Annotated in this window: 20 protein-coding genes; 11 read left to right on the top strand and 9 right to left on the bottom strand. The window is 58.2% G+C overall.

Going from position 1 to position 17,500, the window contains the following annotated elements; genetic code table 11:
- The first annotated feature begins 65 nt into the window (after positions 1 to 65).
- Entirely contained in the window at positions 66 to 791 is a 726-nt protein-coding gene (locus ACA055_RS07285; RefSeq protein ID WP_497683015.1) for an MBL fold metallo-hydrolase, read from the top strand.
- A gap of 50 nt (positions 792 to 841) precedes the next feature.
- The gene (locus tag ACA055_RS07280; RefSeq protein WP_497683014.1) at positions 842 to 1,093 is read left to right on the top strand and encodes an acyl carrier protein; all 252 of its coding nucleotides are present in this window, start codon (positions 842 to 844) and stop codon (positions 1,091 to 1,093) included.
- A 161-nt stretch (positions 1,094 to 1,254) separates the two neighbouring features.
- Here the strand turns inward: ACA055_RS07280 and ACA055_RS07275 are convergent, their stop codons facing one another.
- Together ACA055_RS07275 and ptrR are read right to left on the bottom strand one after the other, a co-directional pair.
- Positions 1,255 to 1,383, bottom strand: a complete 129-nt coding sequence (locus tag ACA055_RS07275) for a PA1414 family protein (protein ID WP_007914492.1) — start codon at positions 1,381 to 1,383, stop codon at positions 1,255 to 1,257.
- 139 nt (positions 1,384 to 1,522) lie between these two features.
- Positions 1,523 to 2,416, bottom strand: coding sequence for a putrescine utilization regulator PtrR (ptrR, locus tag ACA055_RS07270; RefSeq protein WP_497683013.1), 894 nt, complete (start codon positions 2,414 to 2,416; stop codon positions 1,523 to 1,525).
- Positions 2,417 to 2,519: 103 nt separating this feature from the next.
- On the opposite strand from ptrR, the gene ACA055_RS07265 reads away from it, so the two are divergent.
- Positions 2,520 to 3,701, top strand: a complete 1,182-nt coding sequence (locus ACA055_RS07265) for an MFS transporter (RefSeq protein ID WP_497683012.1) — start codon at positions 2,520 to 2,522, stop codon at positions 3,699 to 3,701.
- On the opposite strand, the gene ACA055_RS07260 is transcribed toward ACA055_RS07265, so the two are convergent.
- Together ACA055_RS07260 and ACA055_RS07255 are read right to left on the bottom strand one after the other, a co-directional pair.
- Positions 3,646 to 4,578 (bottom strand): DMT family transporter, encoded by a 933-nt coding sequence (locus ACA055_RS07260; RefSeq protein ID WP_497683011.1) that lies wholly within the window; start codon positions 4,576 to 4,578, stop codon positions 3,646 to 3,648. The two genes, ACA055_RS07265 and ACA055_RS07260, sit on opposite strands and share 56 nt — an antisense overlap.
- A 199-nt stretch (positions 4,579 to 4,777) precedes the next feature.
- Entirely contained in the window at positions 4,778 to 5,614 is an 837-nt protein-coding gene (locus ACA055_RS07255) for a CvfB family protein (RefSeq protein ID WP_497683010.1), read from the bottom strand.
- Positions 5,615 to 5,966: 352 nt separating this feature from the next.
- On the opposite strand from ACA055_RS07255, the gene ACA055_RS07250 reads away from it, so the two are divergent.
- The 3 genes from ACA055_RS07250 (at position 5,967) to ACA055_RS07240 (ending at position 8,022) form a co-directional block, all read left to right on the top strand.
- Positions 5,967 to 6,155, top strand: a complete 189-nt coding sequence (locus tag ACA055_RS07250) for a PFL_1563 family small protein (protein WP_017337097.1) — start codon at positions 5,967 to 5,969, stop codon at positions 6,153 to 6,155.
- A gap of 217 nt (positions 6,156 to 6,372) precedes the next feature.
- Positions 6,373 to 7,089 carry a TorF family putative porin gene (locus ACA055_RS07245; protein WP_497683009.1) on the top strand — a complete coding sequence of 239 codons (717 nt, stop codon included), beginning with the start codon at positions 6,373 to 6,375 and terminating at the stop codon, positions 7,087 to 7,089.
- 66 nt (positions 7,090 to 7,155) lie between these two features.
- Complete coding sequence (locus ACA055_RS07240) at positions 7,156 to 8,022, top strand: DUF6279 family lipoprotein (RefSeq protein WP_497683008.1); 867 nt, start codon at positions 7,156 to 7,158, stop codon at positions 8,020 to 8,022.
- 127 nt (positions 8,023 to 8,149) lie between these two features.
- Here ACA055_RS07240 and ACA055_RS07235 read toward each other — a convergent pair whose 3' ends face one another.
- Complete coding sequence (locus ACA055_RS07235) at positions 8,150 to 8,539, bottom strand: transcriptional regulator (protein ID WP_497683007.1); 390 nt, start codon at positions 8,537 to 8,539, stop codon at positions 8,150 to 8,152.
- 176 nt (positions 8,540 to 8,715) lie between these two features.
- Between ACA055_RS07235 and ACA055_RS07230 the strand changes: the two genes are divergently transcribed.
- Both ACA055_RS07230 and ACA055_RS07225 read left to right on the top strand, forming a co-directional pair.
- Positions 8,716 to 9,450: a DUF899 domain-containing protein gene (locus ACA055_RS07230; RefSeq protein ID WP_497683006.1), complete on the top strand. Its 735-nt coding sequence runs from the start codon at positions 8,716 to 8,718 to the stop codon at positions 9,448 to 9,450.
- Positions 9,451 to 10,136: 686 nt separating this feature from the next.
- Positions 10,137 to 10,412, top strand: a complete 276-nt coding sequence (locus ACA055_RS07225) for a hypothetical protein (RefSeq protein ID WP_497683005.1) — start codon at positions 10,137 to 10,139, stop codon at positions 10,410 to 10,412.
- 73 nt (positions 10,413 to 10,485) lie between these two features.
- On the opposite strand, the gene ACA055_RS07220 is transcribed toward ACA055_RS07225, so the two are convergent.
- A complete protein-coding gene (locus ACA055_RS07220; RefSeq protein ID WP_150745821.1) occupies positions 10,486 to 11,832 on the bottom strand; it encodes a DEAD/DEAH box helicase in 1,347 nt (448 codons plus the stop codon).
- A 193-nt stretch (positions 11,833 to 12,025) separates the two neighbouring features.
- On the opposite strand from ACA055_RS07220, the gene ACA055_RS07215 reads away from it, so the two are divergent.
- Positions 12,026 to 13,324, top strand: a complete 1,299-nt coding sequence (locus ACA055_RS07215; protein WP_497683004.1) for a mechanosensitive ion channel family protein — start codon at positions 12,026 to 12,028, stop codon at positions 13,322 to 13,324.
- Positions 13,325 to 13,434: 110 nt separating this feature from the next.
- Here ACA055_RS07215 and ACA055_RS07210 read toward each other — a convergent pair whose 3' ends face one another.
- From ACA055_RS07210 to ACA055_RS07200, 3 genes are all read right to left on the bottom strand, one after another.
- Positions 13,435 to 14,301, bottom strand: a complete 867-nt coding sequence (locus ACA055_RS07210) for a carboxylate/amino acid/amine transporter (protein WP_497683003.1) — start codon at positions 14,299 to 14,301, stop codon at positions 13,435 to 13,437.
- A gap of 262 nt (positions 14,302 to 14,563) precedes the next feature.
- Complete coding sequence (locus ACA055_RS07205) at positions 14,564 to 15,163, bottom strand: FMN-dependent NADH-azoreductase (RefSeq protein ID WP_497683002.1); 600 nt, start codon at positions 15,161 to 15,163, stop codon at positions 14,564 to 14,566.
- Between the two features lie 229 nt (positions 15,164 to 15,392).
- Positions 15,393 to 15,707 (bottom strand): 3-phosphoglycerate kinase, encoded by a 315-nt coding sequence (locus ACA055_RS07200; RefSeq protein WP_497683001.1) that lies wholly within the window; start codon positions 15,705 to 15,707, stop codon positions 15,393 to 15,395.
- A 48-nt stretch (positions 15,708 to 15,755) separates the two neighbouring features.
- On the opposite strand from ACA055_RS07200, the gene ACA055_RS07195 reads away from it, so the two are divergent.
- Positions 15,756 to 16,679, top strand: coding sequence for a PA3225 family LysR-type transcriptional regulator (locus tag ACA055_RS07195; protein ID WP_258697054.1), 924 nt, complete (start codon positions 15,756 to 15,758; stop codon positions 16,677 to 16,679).
- A gap of 14 nt (positions 16,680 to 16,693) precedes the next feature.
- Entirely contained in the window at positions 16,694 to 17,497 is an 804-nt protein-coding gene (locus ACA055_RS07190) for an alpha/beta fold hydrolase (protein ID WP_497683000.1), read from the top strand.
- The last annotated feature ends 3 nt before the right edge of the window (positions 17,498 to 17,500 follow it).

Genomic DNA, 17,500 nt, shown 5'->3' with positions numbered 1-17,500 from the left:
GCTTTCTTCGACGAGTGTGGCGTCGGTTGCCACACTCGTTTTTTTTCGCCTGAAGGAAACTGCTTATGAAGATCGTCAGCCGCGACCAGTGGTTCGAGGTCCGACAGCTCAGTGACGGCATCCGATTGATTCACGAGCCTTACATCCGTCCCTTCTACCGCTGCAACCTCTGGCACATTCAGGGCCGCGACAAAGACTTGCTGCTGGACAGCGGCTCGGGGCTGGTAAGCCTGCGCGAGCAACTGCCGTGGATCACCGAGCGGCCGTTGGTGGCGGTGGCCAGTCACTGCCATTTCGACCACATCGCCGGCCATCACGAATTCCCCGAACGCCTGGTGCACCCGGCCGAGGCTGACATCCTTGCGGCACCTGACGGTGATAACGATTTAAGCCGGGCATTCGTCGGCGACGATATGTTCGAAGCTCACCCCGATTGCCCGTTGTGCTACGCCGAATACCGGGTCAAAGCCGCGCCGGCCACCGGGCTGATTGAAGAAGGCGACGTGCTGGACCTGGGCAACCGCGTCCTGCAAGTGCTGCACACGCCGGGGCATTCACCGGGCGGCATCAGCCTGTTTGAAGCCGCGACCGAAACCTTGTTCAGCGGCGACATCATCTACGACGGACCGCTGATCGAAGACGCCTACCACTCCAACCTCGACGACTACGCCCGCAGCCTGCAGCGCTTGCGCGCGCTGCCGATCCGCACGGTGCATGGCGGGCATTTCGGTAGTTTCTCTGGGGAATATTTACGCACGATGATTGACGAGTGGCAGCGCTCACACGGCTGAAGCCTGCTGTACTCAGCGCAGGGACAAAATAACGCCCTCGAAGAACAACCATGAAAAAAGCCGACGTTCGCGCCACCGTGCATCGCTTCATCAGTCGCCTGCTGGAGGGTCGTGAGGACTTCGACGACAACACAAGCCTGGCGCAGCTGGGATTGGATAAAGAAGAAATCGAAGAGCTGATCTTCCATCTGGAGGATGAGCTGGGTTTGACGGCGTTTACCGCCGAGGAAGACCGGATGCTCAAGACAGCCAGGACGGCGAATGACTTGAGTCGGTTTTTGATGGAGATCGGGCGGCATTGAGGCAAGGAAGCTTGCCCTCGTTGGGCCGCGAAGCGGCCCCAAAACCAATTATCCGAACTGTATCAGGCAGATCGCACCAGCCGTTTCACGACTGCTGCGCACTCGAACGGGGGTAAACCCCCTCGCCATAGCAAGCCCGCCATTGGCCGCGTGCCGGTCGTTTACCGGCGGCGCTGCTGGCGTCGACGTTGTTCGTCGTCAGTGCGAATAGGCACAGGTTGCAGAGGCGGTTCGATCAAACCGAGTGCAACACCCAGGTCATGCAGCCAGTTTTGGATTTTCTCTTTCATGGTGCCCCCTTCAGGGTAGTGCCGAGCGGCTGAAATTCTGTAGCCCCTTCGCACTGATAATAGTCCGAAGTCCTACGCATTGCTCGCCCAAAGTCGCAATGATCTGTTACTGAATGGATCAAAATACCTGACCGATAGTTCAAGCAATCGCCTGGGCCTGAATCGGAGCCGAGGGAAATACCGTCTGTTGCTGCTCGATCCACGCATTCAGATTGGCCCCGACCATACCCTTGCGCCACATCAGCCACGTTGTTGCGCTGGCAAACGGTTCGGCCAACGGGTGCACCGCAACGCTTTCGCGTCCAGGCAGGCTGGCGAGCATCGATTCCGACATCAGAGCCACGCCCGAGCCGGCAATCACACAAGCGAGCATTCCCGGATAGGACTCGATTTCCATCGCCCGGCCCATGGCCGCGTGGTCGTGGGCGAACCAGGCCTCCAGGCGCATCCGGTAGGAACACCCCTGGCGGAAGGTGAATACCGACCGTCCTTCCACATCGAGTGCACTGCGCACAGGAGGGTGATCGGCCTCGCTGATCAATACCAGCCGTTCGTCGCACAACGGCACGCCGTCGAGCCCGGCCAGTTCCAGCGGCCCGTCCACCAGCGCCGCATCGAGTCGGCCGGTGAGCAGGCCTTCCAGCAATTCGCCGCTGGGCCCGGACTGCACTTGCAGGTTCACCGCAGGGTAGCTGCGGTGATAACGCGCCAGCAGTCCCGGCAAATGGATCGCCGCCGTGCTGTACATGGTCCCCAGTACAAAATCGCCTGCCGGCTGTCCGCCCTGCACCGCCGCCTGGGCTTCGTCGTGCAGATTGAACAGCTTGGCGGTGTAGTCCAAAAGGACTTTTCCCGCAGGCGACAACTGCAAACGCTGACGCTCGCGTACGAAGAGTTCTACACCGAGTTGTTCTTCAAGTTGTTTAAGCCGCGTCGACAGGTTCGATGGCACCCGGTGCAAACGTTCGGCAGCACGGGTGATCGAACCCTCCTGCGCTACTGCCTGGAAGATCCGCAATTGGCTGAATTCCACGCCATTCTCCAAACAAGAACAAGTTACTCACTATTATTCATTTTTAAAGAAAGTCAATCAGCCCTAGCCTGACGGTCATTGATCCTCTGCCGGAACTCAGACCATGTCCCCTCTGATTCGCTTACTCGCCAGCTTTATTGCCCTGATGATGGCCATGGGCATCGGGCGTTTCGCCCTCACCCCGCAACTGCCGCACCTGCTCAGTGAAGGTCAGATTGACCTGACCGCCGCCGGTCTGATTGCCGCTGCCAACTACCTCGGCTACTTCGTCGGTGCCGTCGACGCGATGTTTTCCCGCCGGCCCGAGCAGGTTCGCCGTCGCCTGCTGGGTGGTTTGTGGCTCTGTGTGTTGTTGACCCTGGCATCGTTCTGGGCCAACGGCTTCTGGTCGCATCTGCTGCTGCGTTTCGGCACCGGAGTGGCCAGCGCCTGGGTGTTGGTGATGATCACTGCGCTGAGCCAGCCGTTGGCAGCGGCAGCGGGTCGTCCGCGACTCGGTGCCCTGGTATTTGCCGGACCGGGCCTGGGGATTTTTCTGACAGGGTTATTGGCCTTGGGCTCGAACCTGCTGGGTCAGACCTCCGCCACCTTGTGGCTGGTGTATGCCGTCGTAGGCCTGGTGATGCTGCTGGGGATTCTGCCGTTCCTGCCGCAACCGGCCACGACCGTGACCGTCGCGCCCAGCGCCGCTGGTTCGGGCAACAAAGGCATTGGCCGTTTAGGCCTGATTTATGGGTTGTACGGTTTGGGCTACATCATCCCGGCCACTTTCCTCTCGCAAATGGCCAACGCACAGTTCCATGGCCAATGGCAGGCTGATCTGTTCTGGCCGTGCTTTGGCTTGGCGTCGGCCATCGGGGTGGTGCTGGTGAGTTTGCGTCGACAACGCCTGAATGGCACTCGCTATTGGCTGACGGCGACGTTGTGGCTGCAAGCCGCCGGTGTGTTCGCCTGCCTGTTGGGCAGCGGTCCGGGACTGGCATTGGGGGTGATTCTTTGCGGCACGCCGTTCCTGGCCTGCATGCAACTGGTGATGCAACGCTCCCGTGAACTGGCGCCCCACGCGACCCAGCGCAATGCCGGTCTGCTGACGGCGTGCTTTGCCGTGGGTCAACTCAGCGGGCCGTTGCTGGCAGCACTGAGCAGCCATTTCAGTGGTGGTTTGCAGCCAGCGCTGGTGTTCGCCGGCAGTGGCTTGCTGATTGCGGGCGGTTTGCTGCTCAGTCCGGTCAGGGCTGCCCGAGGGCTTTGCGCAAACGACGGCGCACCCACTGTTCAGCGCTGACAAAGGTGATGCCCAACAGCACCAGCACGGCGCCGATGACGAAGTTGAGGCTCAGCGCCTCCCCCAGCAACACCACGCCGAACGTGACGCCGAACAGCGGCGTCATGAACGAAAATACCGCCAGGTTCGCCGCCAGATAACGGCGCAACAGCCAGAACCAGGTCAGGTAACTGAAGAACGACACCACCAGTCCCTGGAACAGCACGCTGGCCACCGCAACGGTGGTCAGGCTGACATGGGTGACCTGGCCGCTGAGCATCGCAATCAGCAGCAGGCCGACGAAACCGACGATCAATTGGTAGAACAGAGTCAAGGTCACTGGGGCCTCCGACAGACGCGAAGCGCGCACCACCACCGTCGTCGCCCCCCAAGAGGCACCGGCCAGTACGCCCAAGGCATCACCCATCAACATGCGTCGGTCAAGATTGTCCCAGGACACCCCGCCGGCAAATGCGATGGCAATGCCGACGAAGGCGAGGAAGATGCCCAGCCATTGGACGGGCCTCAAACGTTCGCTCGGCAACAGCCAGTGCACGCCTAACGCAGTGAAGATCGGCGCGGTGTAGAGGAACACCGACATGTGCGCCGCCGTGGTCAGTTGCAGGCCTTCGGAAATGAAGAAGAACTCCAGGCCAAACAATGCACCGGCCAGTAGTCCACCGCGCCAGGTATGACTGACTTGATCCCAGCCACCCTTCCAACAGATCAACAATCCTACGAGCAACGCGGAAATACCCGACCGCCCCGCCGCTTGCATGACCGGCGCTATGTCGGGCGCCGCCCACTTGATCATGACCTGTTGAATCCCCCAGATCAGGCACAACCCGATCATCACTTGCAGGGCAAACCCATCGGCGCTGCGCCGGGTAGCGCTCACCGGAACACCTCGACAACACAAAACATGGCAGTGACTCGACAGTAAAAGCAAAGCCCCGGCCTTCGTGCTGAACAGAAAGCGCCGGGGCGAAAAATGATGCTGTCGATTATTAACCAGATGGACAGAAAATGCCGCTTGGCAGAGACCTTTAACTTCCCGGTTGCGTCATCCCTCCGTGGGCAGCGCAGCCGGATGCCCGTCAGCTTAGTTCAATGCGATCGGCATGAATCACGATCTGGCCGTTCTTGTACAACGCACCAATGGCCTTTTTGAAGTTGCCCTTGCTGACACCGAACATACTGCTGATCACCGTTGGGTCGCTCTTATCGCTCACCGGCAGGGTGCCGTTGTTATCGCGCAACTTGGCGAGAATCTTCGAGTTCAGGCTGGTCGCAGCCTCTTCGCCCACCGGCTGCAGGCTCAGGCTGATCTTGCCGTCGGCGCGGACTTCTTTGATAAAGCCCTTCTCTTCTTTACCGGCGCGCATGAACTTGAAGATTTCGTTCTTGTGGATCAAGCCCCAATGCTTGTTGTTGATGATCGCCTTGAAGCCCATATCGGTGGCTTCGGCAACCAGCAAATCAACTTCCTGGCCTGGGGTGTAGCTGGCCGGGGTCTTGTCCAGGTAGCGGTCCAGACGTGCAGTCGCGGTGATGCGGCGGGTGTGCTTGTCGAGGTAGACGTGCACCACGACATATTCGCCGGCGGTCATCTGGCGTTTTTCTTCGGAGTACGGCAGCAACAGATCCTTCGGCAAACCCCAATCCAGGAAAACACCGATGCTGTTGACTTCAACCACTTTCAAACTGGCGAATTCACCGACTTGAACTTTCGGCTTTTCGGTAGTTGCGATGAGTTTGTCATCGCTGTCCAGATAAATAAAAACGTTGAGCCAATCTTCATCTTCGCTGGGAATATCTTTGGGAATATAACGATTAGGCAGGAGGATTTCGCCATCCGCGCCACCGTCAAGATATAAACCGAAGTTAGTGTGTTTAACCACTTGCAAACTGTTGTAACGCCCGACTAAAGCCATTTCCAATACCCTCATTGCGTGGGCGGCATTCTACCCGGTTTTGCAGGCGGTGTTCGGCGGCCAGTCGGGTGGCGATCGAAAATCCTCTGAAGGCCTTAATTTTCCTGGATTTTATCGACCCGCTCCTGGCCGCTCGTCAGACCAATCCAGCTACCCGAGCCAGCACATGCCGAACCGGCCGCGCTTTTTACCGTCCCATGTTCTTAGTTAAAACAGCAGCTTAGCCGGATAATTCGAACAATAACTTGTAAATAATCGAGTGACGGCCTCGATGATTTCAGGAGGATATTTACCAAGCAATTGTCAAGTATTTCCTGTACGATGCCTGGCCAAGTTAATTTTCTACAGGTTAATGGCCGCCATGCGTGTAAAAGCATCCAACAGCAAAGCAAAGCCAGCTCCAGCCGTTGAAACCAGCGAATCGATCAACAACCAGATTGCTGCGTTCCTCAAGTCCGGTGGAGAGATCCAGCAAATTGCCAAAGGCGTCAGCGGCCAGACGTTCGGCCCGTCCAAGCAGATCACCCTGGGCAAGAAGTAACACCCCCAAGACCTGCCGCATCACCTGGTCCGTAAGCGCTTTGAGCTTCGAAGCGCTTGGACTGGAACCCTCTCGCAACACCCACTAAACCATCAATATCTCATAAATCGACGAACGGCCCTCAATGCCGAGCATTCGCCGGTATGCTTGCACACGTCTAGATCAAGCGTTCCAGCAGGTTTTTGCTTCCTGCTCCTCGCTGTTCATGGAGTGACGCATGCTCAAGCCCCTTCTTTTCCTGCTCGCCAGCCTGCTGTCGTGCTCGGTTGCCAATGCGCAAATCTTTCAGCGTGAACTGGGCGACTTCGACCTCAAACTCGGCACCACCCCCAGCCGTAGCATGGCCCAAGGGCTGGTCAAACCTTCCAGCACCGGTTCATTCCACGGCGGTCTCGACTTAAGCCATGACAGCGGCTTCTACGTGGGTCAATGGTCACCGAGCGTAGGGTTGAGTCCAGGGAGCAATCTTGAAGTCGATTCCTACATCGGCTTTAAACAGCCGTTCGATCACACCCTCGGTTATGAAGTCGGCATGATCCATTACAGCTATCCGAAAGTGGACACCCTCGACACTCAGGAACTGTTCGGTGGTTTGACCTTTCTGGGCAGCCGTTTCGGCGCTGCGTTCAGCAACGACCCGGATAAACAGAACAGCACCCTGTTCGCCGACCTGAGCGGCAATCAGCCGTTCGGCATCGGGATCAGCATGAAATACACCACACACCAGCTCAATGCTCCGGTGTCCGTTGATGGCGGCTATGTAGGCAGTTTCACCGATTGGTCAGTGACATTTTCCCGACCGTTCATGGGCATCGACCTGGACCTGATCTACAGCGATTCGAGCCTCAGCGGCAGCGACTGCTCCGCCTATTCCGGGCACAACAGCCAGTGCGACGGCCTGGTAACCTTGAAGGCAGAACGCGCCTTCTATTGATCGGCTGAACTGCCGGGCTCATCCTGCGTTCCACATGAGAACCTACGCTTTCGCAAGGACTCGCCCATGTCGCGCTGGTTGAAATGTATTGCCATCGTTATCACCCTAAGTCTGGCGCTCGGTGCGTGCAGCCGCGTAGGGCTGGCCTATCGCAATCTCGACGTGATCATTCCGTGGACGCTCAGTGATTACCTGGAAATGAACGGCGAGCAGAAAGGCTGGTTCAACGAACGCCTCAAGGAGCACCTGAGCTGGCACTGCACCACGCAATTGCCGGGCTACCTCGACTGGCTGGACCGCTTGCAGGTCATGGTCGAGACCAATCAGGTCACCGACGCCGAACTGCAAGCGCGCACTGCTGAAGCCAAGGAAGCCATCGCCCAGACCGCCCGGGAAATCACCCCGTCGGCCATCGAGTTGTTGCAGGGGCTGGATGACAAGCAAGTGGCGGAAATGAACGACGCCTTCGCCAAGGACCAGCGCAAACGCCAGGAGCAATATCTCAAACCGTCTCTCGATCAGCAGATCAAGCAGCGTAGCGAACGCATGGAAAAACGCATGAATGACTGGCTCGGCCCACTTAGCCCGCCCCAGCAACAACGCGTGGTCGCATGGTCGAATGCCCTGGGTGACCAGAATAAACAATGGATCGCCAATCGCGCCCACTGGCAGAAGCAGTTCAGTGCGGCAATCGAGCAGCGCCAGAGTCCGGAATTCCCACAGCGCATCGAGACGCTTCTGGTGAATCGCGAGAGTTTGTGGACTCCCGACTATCGCCAGGCTTTCGCCCGCACCGAAGCTCAGGCTCGTGGACTGTTTGTGGATTTGATGGCGGAAAGTACACCGGTCCAGCGTCAGCGATTGCTGAAGAAAATCGAAGGGGTGCGCAAGGACTTTAACGATTTGAAGTGCCTGAAAGCAGCGCAGAGTTAATCCAAATGTGGGAGCGGGCTTGCTCGCGAATGCGGAGTGTCAGGCGACGAAAATGTCGACTATTCCACCGCATTCGCGAGCAAGTCGGATCGCCGCGCCGCCGCTCCCACAAGGGAAATGCGTGACTTCAGGCTATCTGCGCCTTCGACGCCACTTCATCAAATGTCACCTCATCCAGCGCATCTTCCTGCTCATCCAGCACCTGCCGCGGATGGTCATTACCCGGAATGCTGCTGTCGATCAGGCTCAATAAACTCGAGCCCCGAGGTGTCAAAATGTAATTCGAGCCGGTGCCACCCTGTTCCTCAGGACGAGGCTCGATATAGCCGCGCTCAAGCAGTAACTTTTCGTACTCACCCGCCACCGCTTTCAGGTGGTCCAGGTTTTCCGTCTCCTCGCCCTCCGTAGCTTTCTCCGCCGCATACTGCTCGGCATAGGGCCGTGGCGTGAAGCTGGCTTCACCGTGCTGCACTTCGTGGAGCAAGCGTTCAATCAAATCCCAGTTATAAGTCGTCATCCTGATCAACCTCCAGTGCCTGTGAGTGAGATGGCCTTCATAAGTTGTGACCCGCAGCGGCCACAGCCGTTCAGCCGAGGTTTTGAACAGCACCGACCGGCGGTATGTCGAATTCGACGAAGGTCAAACGACTAGGTTGTGTAAGTCACCTCCCAGCACTCAGCAGGAGAAATCCAATGAACATTCAGAATCATCCCGTCGTGTCCCGGGAAGAATGGCTCGCCGCCCGCAAACAACACCTGGCCCACGAAAAAGCTTTCACCCGTGAACGGGACAAACTCAGCGCCGAACGCCGCGCCCTGCCCTGGGTGAAAATCGACAAGGGTTACCGCTTCCAAGGCCCGAACGGCGAACTGAAGCTGGCCGACCTGTTCGGCGGTCGCAGCCAATTAGTCATCTACCACTTCATGTTCGCCGACGGTTGGGACGAGGGCTGCTCCGGTTGCTCGTTCCTCTCCGACCACATCGACGGGGCCAACCAGCATCTGGCCCACCATGACGTAGCTGTGGTCGCGGTTTCCCACGCACCGTTCGCCGAATTCCAGGCATTCAAACGGCGCATGGGCTGGAAATTCGATTGGGTGTCATCGGCAGGTTGCGACTTCAACTACGACTTTGGCGTCTCCGCCCGAGCTGAAGACGTCACCGCCGGCAAAGCCACCTACAACTACGAAAAATCCGACGGCGCCGAAGAGGAACTCCCTGGCCTCAGCGTGTTTTATCGCAACGAAGCTGGTGAGATTTTTCACACTTATTCAACCTATGCCCGGGGTCTGGACATGTTGGTCGGTGCGTATAACTACCTCGATCTAACGCCCAAGGGGCGTAATGAAGAGGAAATCATGGAATGGGTGAAGCATCACGACCGGTATGGAGAGGAAGCCTCGGCCAGTTGCTGCCATGGGGGATAGACTGCAGAGAACTCTTTCATGGGGCACAGTATCCTGAACACCACCAATCCCATGTGAGAGCGAGCTTGTTCGCGAAGACTGACTAACATTCAACATGGATGTCGACGGACCAACCGCTTTCCGCGAGCAAACCCGCTCCCACATTAGCTCAGTGGTGCTATGAAAATTGCATTCAACCATCCGACTGCAATAGTGCCTTTGTGTCGCCCGTTTGATGTAGTAAGCAATAGATAAATTCCTTTCACACACCAGGTACGCTCGTCACGGGAACACGCCGTGGAGGCTGGGTGACATCGTAAACATGTTGCTCACAGCGCTCACCAATAAACTGGAATTCCATCAGATAGACCTTGCTTCGTTCTGGCGTAAAGGTGCTTTTCAGCGGGCCGCAGCGATAGGGGAAAAAAGTGGACAGATTTATTTTCTGCCCTCTTCATCGATAGCCAAATAAATAAATCCGCCCCCCTTCCCCCCTTACCCCTGACTGCCACGCGGTGCCAGTCAACATCGCCTCGCTGTTCGGCCTCTTTCAATTGACAGAAACGTCTTGAAGGAATGCGGGAATAGACGTGTGCAAGTAGGACGCTTCCGAACGCCCTCGTTCACCGTGCTTGTGCACAAGTGAACTTTCGCATTAACGCGGCCTCAACCGATTAACCGCCCGACACGGAACCGAGGCCCGACCGATGAAAACCCTAATGAAACTCACCCTCGCCGCCACCCTCGCCTGCGCCCTTCCCGCTTGGGCCTGCACACCCGAGGAAGCCACCATCAAGCGCGAACAATTGGCCAGGGAAGTCACCAAACTCACCGAGCAGAACCCGGCCAAGGCAAAAGAGATCAACGCAGAGTTGCAGAAAATGGATTTAGGCACGGCCAGCGCCGATCTGCCGGACAAGTGCCAGTTGATCGATCAGCGATTGAAGGAGTTGGGAGCGGCGGAGAAGAAAGCCGACAGTTGAGAGGTTTCGGCAAATCCCGAACATAAAAAAACCGGACACGTGTCCGGTTTTTTATTGGGCAAACTACGGTGCTTTATTCAGCTGCCGGTGCTTCTGGCTTGCGGCGCTTGAGCGGGGCCATGCCGTCCTTGCTGACCAGCGACAGGGCGTCGGTCTTCGGGCGGTTGGCGATCTTGCGCTTGGTCGGTGCCTTGGCGCCGGTTTTCTTCTTGTCGCCTTTGGCGTCGACCTTTTTCTTCTTCACGCCAACGGCTTTGCCCGAGGCCTTGACCTTTTTCGGTCCGCCGTAGGTGCCTTTGACTTCCTTGATGGTGCGGCGCTCGAAGCTTTGCTTGAGGTAGCGCTCGACGCTCGACATCAGGTTCCAGTCGCCGTGGCAGATCAGCGAGATCGCCAGGCCGTCGTTGCCGGCGCGGCCGGTACGACCGATGCGGTGAACGTATTCGTCGCCGCTGCGCGGCATGTCGAAGTTGATCACCAGATCCAGGCCGTCCACGTCCAGGCCGCGAGCGGCCACGTCGGTGGCCACCAGGATTTTCACACCGCCCTGCTTCAGGCGGTCGATGGCCAGTTTGCGGTCCTTCTGGTCTTTGTCACCGTGCAGCACGAACGCTTTGTATTCCTGCGCCACCAGACGGCCGTAGATACGGTCGGCCATGGCCCGGGTGTTGGTGAACACGATGGCCTTCTGGTAGGTCTCGTTGGCCAGCAGCCAGTTCACGATCTGTTCTTTGTGCTGGTTGTGGTCAGCGGTGATGATCTGCTGACGGGTGGTGGCGTTCAGGTCGCTGACGTTGTTGAGCTGCAGGTGCTCAGGGTTGTTCAGCACCTTGGCAACCATCTCGCGCAGGCCCGAACCGCCGGTAGTGGCGGAGAACAACATGGTCTGCTGACGGTTGGTGCACTCTTCCACCAGTCGCTGGACGTCTTCGGCAAAGCCCATGTCGAGCATGCGGTCGGCTTCGTCGAGCACCAGCACTTCAACTTCTTTCAAGTCGAGATTGCCGGCGTTCAGTTGCTCGATCATCCGGCCCGGCGTACCGATCAGGATGTCCGGCACCTTGCGCAGCATGGCGGCCTGGACCTTGAAATCTTCCCCGCCGGTGATCAGGCCGGACTTGATGAAGGTGAACTGGGCGAAGCGCTCGACTTCCTTGATGGTCTGCTGAGCCAGCTCGCGGGTCGGCAGCAGGATCAGGGTCTTGATGCTGACGCGGACTTTGGCCGGGCCGATCAGACGGTTGAGGATCGGCAAAACGAAGGCCGCGGTTTTACCGCTACCGGTTTGCGCTGTCACCCGCAGGTCACGCCCTTGGAGCGCCAGCGGAATAGCCGCTGCTTGCACAGGCGTTGGCTCGACAAATTTAAGCTCGGCCACGGCTTTGAGCAGGCGTTCGTGCAGGGCGAATTGGGAAAACACGGGTGCTACCTCGAAGAAATACAAAAAAACAGCTGCATAGGGTAACGGTTTCGAGCGCGAAGGCCGAGTTTCTTTATACAAACGGCGCTAAAGAGTGGTTTTTTTGTTGCGTCTTTTGTCCTCAAACGTCATCCAAAGCGTCTTAAATGCTCTAATCGCCCCGTCGCGTCCTACAGAAGAACCGTTTTTACCCATGGATATCAAACAGCTCTGGCTCAACGTCCAAGACCTCTGGGGAGCGCTCGATCAGCATCCGCTCCTGCATTCCAGCCTGGCGCTGATGGTGTTGCTGGTGATTGCGCTGGTCCTCGGACGAGTGGCGCGTTACCTGATTCTGCACGTCAGCAAAATCCTCGGCCGTCAGCCGGCGTTGCACTGGATCAACGACTTCCGCCACAACAAGGTGTTTCAGCGTCTGGCGCAAATGACGCCGTCCCTGGTGATCCAGTTCGGCCTGCACCTGGTGCCGGAACTGAACAAGACCAGTCTGATCTTCCTCGGCAACGTAGCGTTGGCGTTCACCATTCTGTTCCTGGTGCTGGCGATCAGCGCCCTGCTCAATGCGCTGCTGGACATCTACGCGCGCACCGAACATGCCCGCACCCGCTCGATCAAAGGCTACGTGCAACTGGCGAAGATGGTCTTGTACGTGTTCGGCGCGATCATCATTGTCGCCACCCTGATCGACCGTTCGCCGCTGTTGCTGCTGTCGGGCCTGGGCGCCATGTCGGCGGTGATTCTGTTGGTCTACAAGGACACCCTGCTGTCGTTCGTCGCCAGCGTGCAGCTGACCAGCAACGACATGTTGCGAGTCGGCGACTGGATCGAGATGCCGCAAGTGGGCGCCGATGGCGATGTGGTGGACATCACCCTGCACACGGTCAAAGTGCAGAACTTCGATAAAACCATCGTTTCGATTCCTACCTGGCGCCTGATGTCCGAGTCGTTCAAGAACTGGCGCGGCATGCAGCAGTCCGGAGGAAGACGGATCAAGCGCAGCCTGTTCATCGACGCCAGTGGCGTGCGGTTCATACGCGATGACGAAGAGCAGAAGCTGTCCCAGGTTCATCTGCTGACCGATTACATCGGTCGCAAGCAGGCCGAACTCAAAGCCTGGAACGAAGCCCAGGGCAACGTCGCGGCGATGTCGGCCAACCGGCGACGGATGACCAATATCGGGACGTTTCGCGCCTATGCACTGGCGTACTTGAAGAGCCACCCGGAAGTCCAGCCGAACATGACCTGCATGGTCCGCCAGATGCAGACCACCGGCCAGGGCATTCCGCTGGAAATCTACTGCTTCACCCGCACCACCGCGTGGGCCGACTACGAGCGGATCCAGGGGGATATTTTCGATTACCTGCTGGCGGTGTTGCCGGAGTTTGGGTTAAGCCTGTATCAGCAGCCCAGCGGAACGGATCTACGCGCCGGGTTGCTGCCGGCGGTGCTCGGTGCAAGCCACATCTCCGAGCCCGAGAAACAAATCATGTAACACCGCCTATCCCTTGTGGGAGCGGGCTTGCTCGCGAAGAGGGCGTGTCAGGCAACATTGTTGTCGACTGACACTCCGCCTTCGCGAGCAAGCCCGCTCCCACAGGGAGGTTAGTGTGCGACTGCAGGTTGGCGTATACCCAACCGACTGATCCACACCGCCGCCAGAATCACCATCCCGCCAAAGAACAACCGCCCCAACTCCTCATGCTGATTCCAGATCAGCAGGTTGATCAGCAACCCTACCGGCACATGCAGGTTGTTCATCACCGCCAGAGTCCCGCCATTGACCAGGCACGCGCCTTTGTTCCACCAGTACAGTCCCAGCGCAGTCGAGACCAGGCCGAGGAAGACCAGCACGCCCCATTGCAGTGGTGCTTCGGGCAGGAAGTTTTGTTTTCCGAACAGCATGAACGCCGGCAACGCCACCGCCAATGCGCCGAGATAGAAGTAACCGAATCGTCGGTAATGCGGCAGATCGCTCGGATGGCGAGCCACCAGATGTTTATAGAGCACCTGCCCGGCGGCGTAGGTGAAGTTGGCCAGTTGCAGCAGCAAAAATCCCATGAAGAAGTCCGGGTTGATCCGGTCGTAGCGAATCACTGCCGCGCCGAGCACCGCCACCAATGCCGCGATCAGCGCCCACGGATTGAAGCGCCGGTTCAGCGCGTCTTCGATCAGGGTCACGTGCAGCGGAGTGAGGATGGTGAACAGCAACACCTCCGGCACCGTCAGCACCCGAAAGCTCAAATACAGACAAACGTAGGTCACGCCAAACTGCAACGCGCCGATCACCAGCATGCCGCGCATGAACGCCGGTTCGACCGAACGCCAACGCGTCAGTGGAATAAACACCAGCCCCGCCAGCAGCACGCGCACCAGCACCGCGAAGTAACTGTCGACATGACCGGCCAGGTATTCCCCGATCAGACTGAAGGAAAACGCCTGGATCAGCGTGACAAAAAGTAGGTAGCCCATGGTCGCCTCGTATCGAATGGCGGCGACGATAGCGGTTTTTGCCCGTTATCAACAGTCGGTCAATACGCAAAAGCTTGTGGGAAAACTGTGGGAGCGGGCCATCGACAAATCCCAGGCAAAAAAAAGCCCGATCTCGCTAAAGCGTTCAATCGGGCTACAGCACTCAGGAGCAACAAGTGCAAAGGGAGGTCGATGCGCGTACTGGCTTGAAGGGTTGCGCCAGGTCACTAGACCATCCAGCGATTATCTGGCGATTAACGGGTCAGGCGACCTGGGAAAGCTTGGCGTTCGCCTGGTTCAAGCCTTTCTCCTGGAAGTCACCACCCAGGTTCATGCCTTCGGCATGGATGAACGTCACGTCATGGATACCGATGAAGCCCATGACCTGGCGCAGGTACGGTTCCTGATGATCCGTCGGGCTGCCGGCGTAAATACCGCCGCGAGCCGTCAGCACGTATGCGCGCTTGCCACTGAGCAAACCTTGAGGACCGGTTTCGGTGTACTTGAAGGTCACGCCGGCACGCAGCACGTGGTCGAGCCAGGCTTTAAGGGTGCTCGGGATGGCGAAGTTGTACATGGGCGCTGCCATGACCAGCACATCGGCGGCCAGCAGTTCGTCGGTCAACTGGTTGGAGCGATCCAGGGAAACCTGTTCGATATCGTTGCGCTGTTCGGCGGGTTTCATCCAGCCGCCCAGCAGATTGATGTCCAAGTGCGGCACCGGGTTGACGGCCAGGTCACGCACGGTGATCTGGTCGTTCGGGTGAGCCGCTTTCCACTGGCTGATGAAGGTCTGGGTCAGTTGACGGGAAACCGAGTCTTGCTGACGGGCACTGCTTTCGATGATCAGAACGCGTGACATGGGATGTAGCCTCCATCTGAGAATGCTGTAAGTCGATGGAGTGAAGGTTAAACAGAGTCATATCGATGAAAAAGCGCAAATAACTGCTACAACCCATCAATAAATTCGTTTATAAGCTGAGCATCCCTTATGGGAGCGGGCTTGCTCGCGAAAGCGGTGCTTCATTCAACATTGATGTCGACTGACACACCGCTTTCGCGAGCAAGCCCGCCTCCCACAGGGTTGTTTCTCATTTCGGGGTGCAATTCAGCTTGATACGCATCTTGATGATGGTCCGGGTGAACTTGGCAGTGGCATTTGTGTGCTTGCCGGCGGGCACTTCGATGGTGCGGGTGCGCGGCGCTTCCGGGCCATTGTTGAAAACCACCTTACAGATCGCATCGGTGGTGCCGTAGTTGTTCACCTGAATGGAGGCGATGTCGCTGTCCGTGTCATAGGCGTTGTAGTCGATCTTCAATCCGTTGAGGTCTTTCTGCACGTCGATCGGGTAAGCAAACGCCGTCAACGGCAGCAGCGCCAACACCACACAACAGAATTTTTTCATTCAGCAGTCTCCAATAAGGACTGCCAGCTTAGACAAGAGGAGCTATTCATGAAAGCGCCCCGCGTGACCCTTGATCAATGGCGAACGTTACAGGCCGTGGTCGACCACGGCGGTTTCGCCCAGGCCGCCGAAGCGCTGCACCGCTCGCAATCGTCGGTGAGCTACACCGTGGCGCGCATGCAGGACCAGCTCGGCGTGCCGCTGCTGCGCATCGACGGCCGTAAAGCGGTGCTGACCGAAGCCGGCGGCGTGCTGCTGCGCCGCTCGCGGCAATTGGTGAAACAGGCCAGCCAACTGGAAGACCTGGCCCATCACATGGAACAAGGCTGGGAAGCGGAAGTGCGGCTGGTGGTTGACGCCGCTTACCCGAGCGCCCGCCTCGTGCGCGCCTTGACGGCGTTCATGCCACAGAGCCGTGGCTGCCGCGTGCGCCTACGCGAGGAAGTGTTGTCGGGCGTGGAAGAAGTGTTGCTCGAAGGCGTGGCCGATCTGGCCATCACCGGTTTCAGCATTCCCGGGTATCTGGGGGCGGAATTGAGCGACGTCGAATTCGTCGCGGTCGCCCACCCGGAGCATGCCCTGCATCGCCTGAACCGCGAATTGAGTTTCCAGGACCTGGAAAGCCAGATGCAAGTCGTCATCCGCGACTCCGGTCGCCAGCAACCACGGGACGTCGGTTGGCTTGGCGCCGAACAGCGCTGGACCGTCGGCAGCCTGGCCACTGCGGCGACCTTCGTCAGCAGTGGCCTGGGTTTCGCCTGGTTGCCCCGGCACATGATTGAACGGGAATTGAAGGAAGGCACGCTCAAGCTGCTACCGTTGGACCAGGGCGGCAGTCGCAACCCGAGCTTTTATCTGTATTCGAACAAGGACAAACCGCTGGGGCCGGCAACGCAGATTCTCATCGAACTGCTCCGCACCTTCGACACCGCGCCGCTGGATGCGCCTTTCGCCGCCCCTGAACAAGCCTGACACGGAGTAAATGCATGGCCTATTTCGAACACGAAGGTTGCAACCTGCACTATGAGGAATATGGTCACGGTACGCCGTTGCTGCTGGTCCACGGTTTGGGTTCCAGTACCCTTGACTGGGAAAAACAGATCCCGGCCCTGTCCGCCCACTATCGGGTGATCGTCCCGGATGTTCGCGGCCACGGCCGTTCCGATAAACCCCGCGAGCGCTACAGCATCGCCGGCTTCAGCGCCGACCTGATCGCGCTGATGGAGCATTTGAACCTCGGCCCGACCCACTTTGTAGGGCTTTCCATGGGCGGGATGATCGGCTTTCAACTCGGCGTGGATCAGCCTCAACTGTTCAAAAGCCTGTGCATCGTCAACAGCGGGCCCGAGGTCAAACTGCGCAGTCGCGATGATTACTGGCAGTGGTTCAAGCGCTGGAGTTTGATGCGCGTCCTCAGCCTGGGCGCCATCGGCAAGGCCTTGGGCGCCAAGCTGTTCCCTAAACCCGAGCAGGCTGATTTGCGACAAAAAATGGCCGAGCGCTGGGCAAAAAACGACAAACATGCTTATCTCGCCAGCTTCGATGCGATCGTTGGTTGGGGGGTTCTGGAACGACTATCGAAGGTGTCCTGTCCAACCCTCATCGTCAGCGCCGACCGTGACTACACACCGGTCTCGCTGAAAGAGGCCTATGTAAAACTGCTGCCCGATGCGCGGCTGGTGGTGATCGCCGATTCACGCCACGCCACCCCGCTGGATCAACCCGAACGCTTCAATCAAACCCTGCTTGAGTTTCTCACCGCAGTCGACACCACCACTCAGGATCATTGACCC

It is taken from the genome of Pseudomonas sp. LBUM1657 (genome assembly GCF_059716075.1).
The sequence above is the reverse complement of the archived record's forward strand: the minus strand, read 5'-3'. Positions and strand labels throughout refer to the sequence as shown.

Bases quoted from the DNA above. Each gene is read 5' to 3' on its own strand.
- ACA055_RS07285 (WP_497683015.1), top strand. From the start codon at position 66: ATGAAGATCGTCAGCCGCGACCAGTGGTTCGAGGTCCGACAGCTCAGT.
- ACA055_RS07280 (WP_497683014.1), top strand. From the start codon at position 842: ATGAAAAAAGCCGACGTTCGCGCCACCGTGCATCGCTTCATCAGTCGC.
- ACA055_RS07275 (WP_007914492.1), bottom strand. From the start codon at position 1,383: ATGAAAGAGAAAATCCAAAACTGGCTGCATGACCTGGGTGTTGCACTC.
- ACA055_RS07265 (WP_497683012.1), top strand. From the start codon at position 2,520: ATGTCCCCTCTGATTCGCTTACTCGCCAGCTTTATTGCCCTGATGATG.
- ACA055_RS07255 (WP_497683010.1), bottom strand. From the start codon at position 5,614: ATGGCTTTAGTCGGGCGTTACAACAGTTTGCAAGTGGTTAAACACACT.
- ACA055_RS07250 (WP_017337097.1), top strand. From the start codon at position 5,967: ATGGCCGCCATGCGTGTAAAAGCATCCAACAGCAAAGCAAAGCCAGCT.
- ACA055_RS07245 (WP_497683009.1), top strand. From the start codon at position 6,373: ATGCTCAAGCCCCTTCTTTTCCTGCTCGCCAGCCTGCTGTCGTGCTCG.
- ACA055_RS07240 (WP_497683008.1), top strand. From the start codon at position 7,156: ATGTCGCGCTGGTTGAAATGTATTGCCATCGTTATCACCCTAAGTCTG.
- ACA055_RS07235 (WP_497683007.1), bottom strand. From the start codon at position 8,539: ATGACGACTTATAACTGGGATTTGATTGAACGCTTGCTCCACGAAGTG.
- ACA055_RS07230 (WP_497683006.1), top strand. From the start codon at position 8,716: ATGAACATTCAGAATCATCCCGTCGTGTCCCGGGAAGAATGGCTCGCC.
- ACA055_RS07225 (WP_497683005.1), top strand. From the start codon at position 10,137: ATGAAAACCCTAATGAAACTCACCCTCGCCGCCACCCTCGCCTGCGCC.
- ACA055_RS07215 (WP_497683004.1), top strand. From the start codon at position 12,026: ATGGATATCAAACAGCTCTGGCTCAACGTCCAAGACCTCTGGGGAGCG.
- ACA055_RS07210 (WP_497683003.1), bottom strand. From the start codon at position 14,301: ATGGGCTACCTACTTTTTGTCACGCTGATCCAGGCGTTTTCCTTCAGT.
- ACA055_RS07205 (WP_497683002.1), bottom strand. From the start codon at position 15,163: ATGTCACGCGTTCTGATCATCGAAAGCAGTGCCCGTCAGCAAGACTCG.
- ACA055_RS07200 (WP_497683001.1), bottom strand. From the start codon at position 15,707: ATGAAAAAATTCTGTTGTGTGGTGTTGGCGCTGCTGCCGTTGACGGCG.
- ACA055_RS07195 (WP_258697054.1), top strand. From the start codon at position 15,756: ATGAAAGCGCCCCGCGTGACCCTTGATCAATGGCGAACGTTACAGGCC.
- ACA055_RS07190 (WP_497683000.1), top strand. From the start codon at position 16,694: ATGGCCTATTTCGAACACGAAGGTTGCAACCTGCACTATGAGGAATAT.